The sequence below is a fragment of the Kribbella sp. NPDC055110 genome, assembly GCF_053607525.1.
The window spans coordinates 126,741-139,474 of the sequence record NZ_JBSGTS010000017.1 but is presented as its reverse complement, the minus strand read 5'-3'; the positions used below and the strand labels follow the sequence as shown (position 1 = coordinate 139,474).

The window sequence follows — 12,734 nt, the reverse complement described above, 5'->3', positions numbered from 1 at the left end:
GTGGGATTCAGAAGCTGCGCAGGGTTGCCTCGACGACGATCCGCTGACTCTCGGGTGTCGCGCCGCGGCGGGCGGCCACGCGCAGGCCGCCGAGAACGGTGAAGACGTACGTCGCGAGCCCGGTCGCGTCCTGCTCCGGGTCGACCTCGCCGGCCGCCTGCGCCGCCTGGATGGCGGTCGTCAGCGCGGCGAGCTTGGACTCGTGGTCGCGATCGAGGAGCTCGACGACCTCGGCGTCCTTCGGGCCGAGCTCCACGATCGTGTTGATCACGAAGCAGCCGGCCGGTTCGTCGGGATCCGGCTCTACCGCGGTCCACAGGATCTGCCGGATCCGCTCGCGGATCGGCAGCGTCGCGTCCTGGATGACCTCGAGCTGCGCGGCGGTGAAGCGGTCGGCGTACCGCCGCAGCGCACGGTCGAACAGGTCGCGCTTGCTGGTGAAGGTGTTGTAGATGCTGCTCCGGCCGAGCCCGGTCGCCGCGCAGAGGTCCTGTGTCGAGGTGGCCTCGTAGCCCGACGTCCAGAACACCCGCATCGCCGCATCCACGGCACGGTCTTCGTCGAAGGTCCTCGGTCTCGGCATGCCGCCGAGCATAACACGTTATGGACTGATCGGTCCAAAACACGCTGCACGACGGGTGAACTTCGTGCGCCGATAGCATCTGGGCATCGAGGCGAGTGCCGGAAGCTCTTCGACAGGAGCGCAGGCGCTCGCCTTCACTTGGGGGCACCGTCCAACGATGAACTGGGGAGCAATGTGAGGCTGTTCAGACCTGGGGGGCTCGCTCTTGCCCTTGGCCTGGTCGCCGGAATCGCTGTGAGTGGACCGGCCACCGCTGAAGACACCAAGACCGTTTCGTACCGCGGCTACCAGGTGACGGTCCCGGCCAGTTGGCCGGTCGTCGACCTGGCCGCGAACCCGACCGCCTGCGTGCGGCTCGATCAACCGGCCGTGTACCTGGGCCGCAGCACGGCACAGGCCAACTGCCCGGCACACCTCGTCGGCCGCAGTTCCGGCCTCGTTCTGGAGCCGCTGACCACCGCACAGCCGTCGACGGACGGACTGCTCCGTCGCGCGATCGCCGACGCGGGCGTGCTGGCGACGGCGTACTACGCACCGGGTGCCGAGGCCACGGCGAACGACGTACTCGCGACCGGCAAGGTGGTGACCACGACGTCGTCGGCGCGTGTTGCCGAGCAGGCCGCGGTCGCGCCGACGATCGTTGCGACGGGCAACTACGCCGGCAACGGGTTCGACACCTGCGCCGCGCCGTCGCAGGACGCGATGGATGCCTGGCGGCCGACGTACCAAGGGGTCGGCATCTACATCAGCGGCGGGTTGCGGGCGTGCGCGCAGCCGAACCTGACCGCGGACTGGGTCGCGGCGAACGCGAGCAAGGGCTGGCAGTTCCTGCTCGTCGACGTCGGTTTGCAGGCGCCGTGCACGACGTACAACAGCCGGATGTCGTCGGTCGCGTCGACTGCTCTCGTCCAGGGCAAGAACGCCGCGATCAACGCGGTCGCCGCGGCGCAGGCGCTCGGGTTCGCGCAGCGCAGTGCGATCTACAGCGACATCGAGGCGTACACGTCGACCGCTGCCTGCAAGGCGGCCGTGCTGTCGTACCTGACCGGGTGGACGCAGGAGCTGAACTCGCGCGGTTACCTCGGCGGCGCGTATGTCGGCGCGGCCTCCGGTGGTGCCGATCTGAACAGCGTCTACACGAGTACGGCGTACACGCGACCGGACAACATCTGGTTCGCGCACTGGGGATCTGCTGTCGGGACGAGCCGCTTCATCAACTCGACCTACTGGAGCAACCATCAGCGCGTGCACCAGTTCGCGGGTGACGTCAGCGAGACCAACGGTGGCGTGACGATGTCCATCGACAAGAACTATCTGAACCTGACTGCTCCGCCGCCGCCGGTGAGCAGCTTCACTGTGTCGGGTGGGGTCGCGGCCGCCACGCTGCGCTGGACGGCGCCGGCCAGCACGACGCTCGGGCAGATCACGGTTCGTGCCGCGTCTGGTTCGACACCGCCGCCGCTGCCGACGTCGGGTACGCCGATCTACAACGGCGCCGCGAGCATGTTCACCCACACCGGGCTGGCGAACTCGGCCAGCTATGCGTATCGCGTGTGGGTGAAGGACAGCAAGGGCAAGATCGGGCCGGGCGTCGACGTACGGCTGGTCGGTTCGAAGGCGACGCTCGGGGCGAGCGCGGCGTCGATCATGTACACCGGCGCGGTGACGCTGTCGACGGCCGTGACCCGGCTCGACGGCGCCAAGCTGGCCGGCGTACCCGTGGTGCTGTACTCGAAGGCGAAGAACGGCAGCAAGTGGGCGACGGTCGGCACGTTCACGTCGGACGCCAATGGTGTGGCGAAGACATCGCAGAAGCCGGCGGTGTCGACGTACTACATGTGGGGCTACAACGGTGCCGCCGGCGTGCTCGGGACGCGGAGCGCGACGGCGCTGGTACAGGTCCATCCGGCGATGTCGGCGTACCTGACTCCGGCGGCGATCAGGCTCGGCGGATCGACCTTGTTGTACGGCTACCTGAACCCGGCCCATGCCGGTACGACGGCGTACCTGCAGCGTCGTTCCGGTACGTCGTGGGCGGCCGTGACGACCGGGAAGCTGACGACGAACGGCAAGTACGCGTTCAGCATCAAGCCGGCCGCTCGCGGCACGTACACGTACCGGGTGGTGTGGCTCGCGGACGCCGACCACCAGGGCACGCAGACGGCGTCGAAGGTGCTGACGGTGAGCTAAATCAGGGCGGCCGCCGCACTCCGCGTGAGCTCGATCGCGTGTGCCGCAAGCGGTGAGTGTGTGCGGCCGGCCTGCCACAGCAAGAAGATCTCCCGCGGCGGGAGTTCTGGCGTGAGCTGATGCCGCGCCAGACTCTCGTCGTCCCGCAGTACGGCGAGGCGCGGCATCAGTGCTGCGCCGAGGCCGGCCCGGACCATCGCGAGCAGCGCCTCGTTGCCCTCGGTGCGGAACACGAACTGCGGGCGGATATCGCGCGCGGTCAGGAAGTCTTCGACGACTGCCTGGTGGCAGATGGCCGGATGCGCGACCAGGGACAGGCCGTCGAGCGTCTCGAGTGGCACCGGCCCGGCTGGGAAGTCGCCGGGCCGCGTGACGAGAACGTACGGGTCGTCCAGCAGTTTGAGGTCCTCGATGCCGTCGCCGGCCGGGCCGTCGAAGAACATCAGGTCGAGTCCGGTGAGGTCGGGATCGTCGGTCTCCTCCTCGAACAGCCGGATGTCGCAGCCCGGGTGCGCGTCGCGGAGTTCGCGAATCACCTGCGGGAGCAGCGTGTTCGACACGGTCTGGAACGTGCCGATGTCGATCCGGCTGTCGCCCGCCCGGAAGCGCTCGATGCCGTCGCGCATCTCGTCCGCGCGGCGCAGCAGGTCGCGGCCGTGCTGCAGGACGACAGTGCCGAGCGGGGTGATCCGGACCGGCTTCGGACCGCCGGGACGATCGAACAGCGGGCCGCCGGCCGCCTTCTCCAGAATCGCGATCTGCTGGCTGACACTCGACTGGGTGTACCTGAGCCTGCTCGCGGCGCGGCCGAACGACCCCTCGTCGGCGACCGCGGCCAGCGTCGCGAGATGACGTAACTCGTACATGCCTGACACTCTATCGCTTGTGGCGATCGCTTTGATAAGAATCAATCGCTTTTCACGATGATCGTCCGCTTCTACGGTCGAAGCATGACAACTTATCCAGTGAACGACGTCGAACTCTGCGCGGAGACGTACGGCGACCCGGCCGACCCCGCGGTCCTGCTGATCCACGGCGCCGGTGCCTCGATGCTCTGGTGGGATGCCAGGCTGTGCACCGAGCTCGCCGGGAGCGGGCGCTTCGTGATCCGGTACGACCAGCGCGACACCGGCCGCTCGACGTCCTTCCCGACCGGCGCGCCGGGCTACGCGATGAGCGACCTGGCCGCGGACGCTGTCTGTCTGCTCGATGCACTCGGCATCGAGCGGGCGCACGTGGTGGCGCAGTCGATGTCCGGCGGTACGGCGCTGATCCTGGGCGTCGACCACCCGTCGCGAGTCGCGTCGCTGACGTTCGTGTCGACCAGCACCGGCGACGAGGGCCTCCCGCCGCCATCGGCCGACATGCCACGGTTGGGTTGGCCGGACTTCGCCGACGACGCTGCCGTCGAGGAGTACGTCGTACGGTCAATCGAAGCTGAGGCGGCTGGACATTTCGACGAGGCTGAGGCCCGCGCGCTGGTGCGGGAGGACATGGCGCGGGCGCGGAACTTCGAGGGCTCGTTGACGAACCACTTCGCGATGACCTTCGACGGGCCGCGGAACGGTGGGTTCGGCGACCTGGCGATGCCGGTTCTCGTACTGCACGGTGACGCGGATCCGTTGTTTCCGTTGCCGCATGGCGAAGCGGTTCGTGACGCGGTGCCGGGCGCTCGGCTAGCAGTGCTAGCGGGCATGGGGCACGGGCTGTCGGCGCCGTACTGGAGGACCTTTGTCGACGAGCTTGTAGACCACACTTCGCAGGCTGGGGGGGCGACGATGAAGTACGCGATCTGGCTGCCGTTGTTCGACGAGTTGTCCGATCCGGTGGAGGTTGCGCGGCTCGCGGCTGCGGCCGAGGAGGCCGGGTGGGACGGGTTCTTCCTCTGGGACCAGCTGTGGTGGCGGGAACCGATCCGCGAGGTGTCGGATCCGTGGATCACGATGAGCGCGATGGCGACCGCGACGGAAGAGCTGCTGATCGGTCCGATGGTTTCGCCGATCGCGCGCCGGCGGCCGACCAAGTTGTTGCGTGAGACAACGACCCTCGACCGGCTCTCGGGCGGGCGGCTGATTCTCGGGGTCGGGCTGGGCAGCGACCGGTTCGCGCAGGAGTACTCGAAGACCGGCGAGGAGGTGGACGACCGGGCGCGCGCCGAGAAGATGGACGAGACGCTCGAGATCCTGACCGCCGGGTGGACGGGGGAGCCGGTGAACCACCACGGGAAGCACTACCTCGTCGACGACGTACAGTTCCTGCCGCGCCCGGTGGCCGGCCGAGTGCCGGTGTGGCTCGCCGGGTTCCCGGGCAACGCGAAGCCGATCCGGCGAGCAGCGCGGTACGACGGCTTCTTCCCGGTCAACCTCACCTCACCCGATCAGGTGGCCGAGCCTGCCGCCGTACTGCGGGAACTGCGCGGCAACCTGGACGACTACGACATCGCGGTGGCCCTGGAGCCGTCGGCCGATCCACGCCCGTACGCCGAGGCGGGCGCGACGTGGTGCCTGATGGACGTCGATCCTGCGACGCTGCGGCTGGCCGACGTACGCGCGATGATCGCGGCCGGTCCTCAGAGCTAGCTGACGACGATCCAGAGGTGTCTAATCGAAGGGATGCGGACTAGGGAGGTCGCATGGTCACTGTCAGTGGGCATCCCGGAGTCACCGAGCGCACCTCGGCCGCTACGAACGTAGGACGGCGGCCGCTGGGGCAGGTGATCGGCCGGCTGCTGTCGACGACCGACCACAAGGTGATCGGCCAGCTGTACCTCGTCACGTCGTTCGCGTTCTTCCTGATCGCCGGCGTGATGGCGCTGATCATCCGCGCCGAACTTGCCGAGCCGGGTCTGCAGATCGTGAACGAAGAGGTGTACAACCAGCTCTTCACGATGCACGGCACGATCATGCTGCTGCTGTTCGCGACCCCGCTGTTCGTCGGGTTCGCCAACGTCATCATGCCGGTGCAGATCGGATCGCCGGACGTGGCGTTCCCGCGACTGAACATGTTCAGCTACTGGCTGTTCCTGTTCGGCGGGTTGATCACGCTGGGTGCGTTCCTGAGCCCGGGCGGGGCAGCGGACTTCGGCTGGACGGCGTACTCGCCGTTGTCGGGCGGCACGCGGTCGCCGGGCGTCGGGGGAGACCTGTGGATCATGGGTCTGTGGATGGCCGGTCTCGGCACCATCCTCGGCGGCGTCAACTTCGTCACCACGATCATCACCATGCGCGCGCCCGGTATGACGATGTTCCGGATGCCGATCTTCTGCTGGAACATCCTGGTCACGTCGATCCTGGTCCTGATCGCGTTCCCGATCCTGGCGGCGGCGCTACTGGTACTGGAGGCGGACCGCTCGCTGGGCGCGCACGTGTTCGATGCCGCTAACGGCGGGGCGATCCTTTGGCAACACCTGTTCTGGTTCTTCGGGCATCCAGAGGTGTACATCATCGCGCTGCCGTTCTTCGGCATCATCACCGAGATCCTGCCGGTATTCAGCCGCAAACCGATCTTCGGGTACTACGGTCTCGTCGCGGCCACCCTCGGCATCGGAGCGTTGTCCATCGCGGTCTGGGCCCACCACATGTTCGTGACAGGCAGCGTGAACCTGCCGTTCTTCTCGTTCATGACCTTCCTGATCGCGGTCCCGACCGGCGTGAAGTTCTTCAACTGGATCGGGACGATGTGGGGCGGGTCCCTGTCGTTCGACACCCCGATGCTGTGGTCGGTCGGCTTCCTCGTGACCTTCTTGTTCGGCGGCCTGACCGGGATCATCCTGGCGTCGCCGGCATTGGACTATCAGCTGTCGGACACGTACTTCGTGGTCGCGCACTTCCACTACGTCGTCTTCGGCACCGTGGTGTTCGCGATGTTCGCCGGGTTCTACTTCTGGTGGCCCAAACTGACCGGGCGAATGCTCGACGAGAAGCTCGGCAAGCTGCACTTCTGGATGCTGTTCATCGGATTCCACACGACGTTCCTGGTACAGCACTGGCTCGGGGTCGAGGGGATGCCGCGACGGTACGCCGACTACCGGGCAAGCGACGGCTTCACAGCCCTCCACCAGGTGTCGACCGTCGGCGCGTTCCTCCTCGGGATCTCGACACTGCCGTTCCTCTACAACATCTACAAGTCCCGCCGCACCCCACGCGTCGAGGTCGACGACCCATGGGGCTGGGGCCGCTCACTCGAGTGGGCAACCAGCTGCCCCCCACCCCGCCACAACTTCGTGAAACTACCCCGAATCCGCTCCGAATCCCCAGCCTTCGACCTACACCACCCAGACCTAGCCATCACCGACCACACCCAAGAGATAGAGCTCTAACCCACCGCCCCCTGCGCCAGGCACCGGCCCGCGCGCTGCACCTGTTGGGCTCGTACGCGGATAGCGGGCTACTTCCCCGCTGCCCCGCTACAAACCCGCCACGGGCCACACAACCCGCCAGCAGTCGCACAACCCGCCAGCGCTCGCACAACCCGGCAGCGGTCGCACAACCCGCCAGCAGTCGCACAACCCGCCGGCGGGTGCACAACCCGGCAGCGTTCGCACAACCCGGCAGCGGTCGCACAATGCGCCGGCGGGTGCACAGCCCGCTAGCAGTCGCACAACGCGCCGACGAGCGCACAACCGGTCGGCGGCCACACGACGTGCTGGCCAAGAGCCTGAGGCGTACGGCGCCGCGCCTACCCGAGGGTGACAACCATTCCCGGGGGGGATATCCCCTCGTGTTGTGGGTTCTCCCCTCGTACACCAGGGGAGAAGGCACAACGGCAAGGGTTATCCCTTGGTGTTGGAGCTTGCGGAGGGCCGGCGGCGGACCGAGGACGGGGGCGGGTGCGGGGGCCCGGCGCCGGCTCGCCCGAGGTGACAACCATTCCGGGGGGATATCCCCTCGTGTTGTGGGTTCTCCCCTCGTACACCAAGGGAGAAGGCACAACGGCATGGGTTATCCCCTGGTGTTGGAGCTTGCGGCAGGCCCGCGGCGGGCGAGGACGGGGCAGGGGCGGGGCTGCTCCGTCAGGCACGGCGTGCGGCCGGGCGGGAGCGGTGCGGGGTGGGGCTTGCTGGCCTCAGGCACTGGCCGGCGTGGGGCTTGCGACGGGCCGGGGCGGGGTGGTGCGAGGGGCTGCTGGCCGCAAGGACTGGCCGGCGCGGGGCTTGGTGCGGCAGGCGTGGGGCGGTGCTGAGGTCGATTACCTTGTCGGTGATCTCCGGCTCGTAGTCCGCGGACGCACGGGTGCGGTGCGCGGGATTGCCAAGTCAGGCAGGCGCGTCGGGCGGGCGGGTGTGGTGCGGGGCAGTGCTGGCGTCGGGCGGGCGGGAGCGGTGCGGGGGCTTGCTGCGCCAGGCGCACGGGTTGGGGGTGGGGTTGCCGGCGTCCGACACGCGGAGCGGGCGCGGGGGGTTCGTTAGGCGTGGGCCGGTGAGGGGTCAACTCCGGTGGAGCGGGCGGTGGCTCGTGGGGCGCCTGGGGTGGTGGGGCTTGCGGGATTAGGGGAGGCGGGCTAGTAGGTGGGTTAGTTTTTGTTCGGTTTGTTGGGGGGAGGGGCTGGTGGAGGCTAATAGGTCCAGCGCTTGGGTGTAGGACTCCACGTCGTCGCGTTTGTCCAGGTACAGGGCGCTGGTCAGGTGTTCCAGGTACACGATGTCGGGTAGGTCGCGTTGTGGGAAGCGGAGCAGGCTGAAGGCGCCTCCGGTGGCGGGGTGGCCGGGGCTTTCGAGGGGGATGATCTGGATGGTTACGTTCGGGCGGGTGATGGCCTCGCGGAGGGCGCCGAGCTGACTTCGCAGTACGTCGGTGCCGCCGATCGGACGGTGCAGCACGGACTCCTCGATGACTGCCCAGAGTTTGAGTGGCGGTTCGCGGTCGAGCACCCGTTGACGTCGGGTGCGCAGGGCGACGACCCGCTCGATCTCGCTGTCGGTGCGGGCGCCGCTGGGCGTGAGTTGCGCGACGGCGCGTGCGTAGTCGGCGGTCTGCAGGAGGCCGGGGACGAACTGGATCTCGTACGTGCGGATCAGTTCGGCGGTCGCTTCGAGCCCGAGATACGAGTCGAACCACTCGGGTGTGACGTCGCCGTACCGATGCCACCAGCCGGGATCGTTGGCCTCGCGGGCGAGCTGCAGCAGCCGGTCGCGCTCGCGAGCGTCCTGCACGCCGTACAACGTCAGCAGGTCGGAGACATCCCGCTCCTTGAACCCGACGCGGCCGAGCTCCAAGCGGCTGATCTTCGACTCCGACGCGCGGATCGCCCAGCCAGCATCGGTGCGGGTGACGCCGGCGCGCTCACGCAGCTCCCGCAGATGCCCTCCGAGCATCATCCGCAACGCCGTCGGCCCCACCACACCTCGCCCCGCCATAACCCGAGTCTACATCATTATCGAACAAATGTTCCCATGCGATCTCGTCCTACTCGGGTGCCCACTGTCATGTCGCAGGACATCGGTGACGGTTCTGCATCAGGACATCGGTGACACATCTGGGGTGACCATGAGGAGCGAGTTCCGACGGTCGGGGAGCACTACCTCGGCTGCCACAAGCCTTGGATCGCTGAAGAAGAACGACCGCTTCGGATCGCGTTCGCGGTACGGCGAATCGGCCGGCAGCACGTCCACGGGCGTGAGGTCGTCGTTCGCCAGTCGCCCGCCGATCCGGAGCAGGTCGACGATCGCGGCGGGGTGGCGGCCGCCGTCCGCGAAGAGCAGATCGAACGGCGCCCGCGCCGCCAGGTCGTCGAACGAGTCCACGTGCACGACCTCAACCTGCGGCATATCCGCCAAGACGCTCCGAGCCGCAGCCACCCGCGCACGTCGAGCGCCACCGTCACCAGACGCCCTCGCCGACCTCACCGGCGCCGCACTGGCAGTCGGCCGGCATCGCCGACGCCATCCAGGCTGCGTCGTAGCCGACACCGGGTCGCGCCTCCCCGATCAGTCGTGGATCGGCGCGATCGCCGGGTACATCCCGAGCCTGGCGTCCGCCGGTGGACCCCGCCGCCAGTACGGCCAGAAATCGGCCCATGTCTGGTGCGCCGCAGGCCGGTCCGGTTGCCTCCCGCCGAAGCGGCTTCCCCACCGCGATGGCCGCGTCCTGGGCGCGCTGCACGAGCGCGGGCAGGACGGGCACGAGCTCTCAGCCGCGCCGGTCAGTCGCGCCGATCAGCTTCGCCGGTCAGTCGCGCCGATCGGCTTCGCCAGTCAGCTTCGCCAGACATCCGCGCCAGACAACCGCGCCGGTTAGTCGCGCAGGTACTCGGCTCGCCACCGCTGGACGGTTGCGTCTGCTGGGCTGGGGGACTTGGTGAGTTGGATGAGTCGGAGATCTGCGGTCGCGAACGACTGGATGGTCGCGCGGGTGAGCGGCCACGGCGGACCTTGGATGTCCTCGTCAGCCTGGTCGTCGGGTCGGGCGGCGGCGATGACCAGCAACGTGCCACCAGGCGCCACGAATGAGGTGACGTGCTTGACGGCCTCGGGTTGCAGCGCGATCGGTAGCGCTTGCACGGTGTAGATCTCGACGACGAGGTCGAACGCGTGGTGCCAGTCAGGCGGTGGCGCGAGTAGATCGGCGACGCGATAGTGCGCCTTCGAGTCGGGGTGGTTGCGGTGCGCGGTCTCGATCGCGCTGGGGGAGATGTCGAACGCGGTCGTGTCGTACCCGCGGTCCGCGACCAGTTCGGCGTCCCACCCGGTGCCCGCGCCGACGATCAGTGCTGTCTTGTCCGCACCGTCCGGCTCGGATTCCTGGATCCACTCGAGCAGCAACTGGTGCGCCGTACCGCGGTCCCAGGGGACGACTGCGGAGCCATCGGCGGCCGCGGCGTACAGGTTCTCGAACCAGCCGGTCGGGTCGTCGCGGTCGAGCGATTCGCGCGCGATCCGCCGCGACACCACATCGGGATCCTCAGTCATCTCTCACCCCGTCCGAGCCGGTATGGATCTCGCGCACCGTCTGCACGGTATCAACGTCGGCAGGCCGCTTGTCCTCGCGATACCGGATCACCCGGGCGAACCGCAGCGCCATCCCGGCCGGATACCGCGGCGAGGTCTGTACGCCGTCGAACGCGATCTCCACCACCACCTCCGGCCGGAGGTAGACGGCCCAGTCGTCCCGCTGTACGGCGAGTTCCTGGAACCGCTCTGTCTGCCACCGGAGCAGCTCGTCCGTCAGCCCTTTGAACGTCTTCCCGAGCATCACGAACTCGCCGGTCTCGTCGTCCCGCGCGCCCAGATGCAGGTTCGACAACCAGCCCGTCCGCCGCCCGTGACCCCACTCCGCCGCGAGCACGAGCAAGTCGAGCGTGTGCGTCTGCTTGACCTTGACCCATCCCGACCCGCGCCGACCGGCCTCGTACGGCACGGTCAACGACTTCACCACCACCCCCTCGTGCCCGCGGCGCAGTGCCTCCGTGAAGAACGCGTGACCGGCCTCCGCGTCATCGGTCACGAGCCGGGGCACCCGCCGCTCCTCAGGCACGAGCTTGGCCAGCCACTCCTGTCGCGTGGCCCCGTCGAGCCCGAGCAGATCCTCACCGTCCTGATGCAGGATGTCGAAGAAGTACGGCGTCAGCGGCACGGACTCGGGCCCCGTCGCCGCCCGCGTCGCAGTCCGCGATCCGGTGACCTGGAACGGCTCCGGTCGCCCATCGGTCCGCAACGCGATGAGTTCGCCGTCGAGCACAACCTGTTGTGCGTCCAGCGCGAGCACCGCGGTCACCACCTCAGGCACGCGCTCAGTGATGTCGTCGAGCGTCCGTGTGTAGACGACGACCTTGTCGCCGTCCCGGTGCGCCTGGATCCGGATCCCGTCGAGCTTCCACTCCAGCGCGGCCGGCGTACCGGTCTTCTCCAACGCCTCCGCCACACTCGTCGCGGACTGCGCGAGCATCGGCTGTACGCCGCGGCTGACCTCGAGCCCGAACTGCGCGAGCCCCGCCTCGCCCTCGGTCAGTACGGCGACCGCGACCGGAGCGGCCGCCCCGCGCAACATCGCTGCGGCCCGGATCTTGTCGAGCGGAATGCCCGTCGCCCGCGCGACCGCATCCGCCATCACGCCGTCGAGCGCACCCTGGCGCAGCTCACCGCCGACGAGCAGCCGCAGGAACCGCTGCTCGTCCGCCGTTGCCCGCCCGAACAACCCGTCCACGGCGGCCCGTCGGCGAGCCTGTACGCCGGTGCCTGACATCTCTGCCAGCTCCGCGAACGTGGCGTCGACCTCCTCGACCGTGACCGTCGGCTCGACGGCCGGCTCCGGCGCCTCCATCAACGTCCGCCAGCCCACCCCGGTGCGCCGCTGCCGCAGCTCGCCCGACAGGTACGTCACGACGAGCTCGATCTCGACCGGTTCGGTGGCCTTGGACAACAACCCGGCGATGAACTCGGCCTTCTTCAGCCGCGACCGGGTCCCGGCCAGCGCGGCCGACGTCTCGACCACCTCGGTGAGCAACATGCTCCAAGTGTTACTCACCCCACAGACAGTTCCGGGCACGCAACTTTCCGCCGCGAGCACGCTTCGAGGTCAATAGATCGGCCGCGAATGGACCACGTCCAGAGGAGTCGAGATGCGTCGTTCGCTAGCAGCGCTAGCAGCGCTAGCAGCGCTAGCCATGGCGGTCACGCCTTCGGCGCGGCTGGTTGTGCGTCGGCTTAGTTCGCTCGGCGCGCTCCTCGGCGGTGTGGCCGGTTCGCGGGGGTGTGGTGAGGGGCGCGGGGGTGTGGTGAGGGGCGCGGGGGTGTGGTGAGGGCGCGGGGTCGTGGTGAGGGGCGCGGGCGATTGGTTGGGTGCATGTGCGCTCGGCTCCGGGGGCCCGGGTGGGCTGTTTTGCGGAACATTTGTTGCAGCTGGTGGCAGAAATGTTCCGGAAAGCCGGAGTGGATCGGACTGGGCACTAGCCATGGTGTGTGGTGACAAGCCATTGCTTGTTCCCAGTCCCCGTCGGCTGGGACGAGTTGGCCGGTGCGCGAGCG

Annotated in this window: 10 protein-coding genes; 3 read left to right on the top strand and 7 right to left on the bottom strand. The window is 68.4% G+C overall.

Annotated features, from left to right (window positions below; translation table 11 throughout):
- Window positions 1-7 precede the first annotated feature (7 nt).
- Window positions 8-583: a TetR/AcrR family transcriptional regulator gene (locus ACWF0M_RS25325; RefSeq protein WP_452238186.1), complete on the bottom strand. Its 576-nt coding sequence runs from the start codon at window positions 581-583 to the stop codon at window positions 8-10.
- 234 nt (window positions 584-817) lie between these two features.
- Between ACWF0M_RS25325 and ACWF0M_RS25320 the strand changes: the two genes are divergently transcribed.
- Window positions 818-2,773 (top strand): glycoside hydrolase domain-containing protein, encoded by a 1,956-nt coding sequence (locus ACWF0M_RS25320; RefSeq protein ID WP_452238185.1) that lies wholly within the window; start codon window positions 818-820, stop codon window positions 2,771-2,773.
- Here ACWF0M_RS25320 and ACWF0M_RS25315 read toward each other — a convergent pair.
- Window positions 2,770-3,639: a LysR family transcriptional regulator gene (locus ACWF0M_RS25315; RefSeq protein WP_452238184.1), complete on the bottom strand. Its 870-nt coding sequence runs from the start codon at window positions 3,637-3,639 to the stop codon at window positions 2,770-2,772. The genes ACWF0M_RS25320 and ACWF0M_RS25315 overlap by 4 nt on opposite strands.
- An 84-nt stretch (window positions 3,640-3,723) precedes the next feature.
- On the opposite strand from ACWF0M_RS25315, the gene ACWF0M_RS25310 reads away from it, so the two are divergent.
- Window positions 3,724-5,352 (top strand): LLM class flavin-dependent oxidoreductase, encoded by a 1,629-nt coding sequence (locus ACWF0M_RS25310; RefSeq protein ID WP_452238183.1) that lies wholly within the window; start codon window positions 3,724-3,726, stop codon window positions 5,350-5,352.
- Window positions 5,353-5,405: 53 nt separating this feature from the next.
- Entirely contained in the window at window positions 5,406-7,091 is a 1,686-nt protein-coding gene (gene ctaD / locus ACWF0M_RS25305) for an aa3-type cytochrome oxidase subunit I (protein ID WP_452238182.1), read from the top strand.
- Between the two features lie 1,167 nt (window positions 7,092-8,258).
- On the opposite strand, the gene ACWF0M_RS25300 is transcribed toward ctaD, so the two are convergent.
- From ACWF0M_RS25300 to ACWF0M_RS25280, 5 genes are all read right to left on the bottom strand, one after another.
- The gene (locus tag ACWF0M_RS25300) at window positions 8,259-9,128 is read right to left on the bottom strand and encodes a helix-turn-helix domain-containing protein (RefSeq protein WP_452238181.1); all 870 of its coding nucleotides are present in this window, start codon (window positions 9,126-9,128) and stop codon (window positions 8,259-8,261) included.
- Window positions 9,129-9,227: 99 nt separating this feature from the next.
- Window positions 9,228-9,539, bottom strand: coding sequence for a hypothetical protein (locus ACWF0M_RS25295; protein WP_452238180.1), 312 nt, complete (start codon window positions 9,537-9,539; stop codon window positions 9,228-9,230).
- A 52-nt stretch (window positions 9,540-9,591) separates the two neighbouring features.
- The gene (locus ACWF0M_RS25290; RefSeq protein WP_452238179.1) at window positions 9,592-9,894 is read right to left on the bottom strand and encodes a hypothetical protein; all 303 of its coding nucleotides are present in this window, start codon (window positions 9,892-9,894) and stop codon (window positions 9,592-9,594) included.
- A 110-nt stretch (window positions 9,895-10,004) separates the two neighbouring features.
- Window positions 10,005-10,679 carry a class I SAM-dependent methyltransferase gene (locus ACWF0M_RS25285; RefSeq protein WP_452238178.1) on the bottom strand — a complete coding sequence of 225 codons (675 nt, stop codon included), beginning with the start codon at window positions 10,677-10,679 and terminating at the stop codon, window positions 10,005-10,007.
- Entirely contained in the window at window positions 10,672-12,216 is a 1,545-nt protein-coding gene (locus ACWF0M_RS25280; RefSeq protein WP_452238177.1) for an ATP-dependent DNA ligase, read from the bottom strand. The genes ACWF0M_RS25285 and ACWF0M_RS25280 overlap by 8 nt, the downstream gene beginning before the upstream one ends.
- Window positions 12,217-12,734 lie beyond the last annotated feature (518 nt).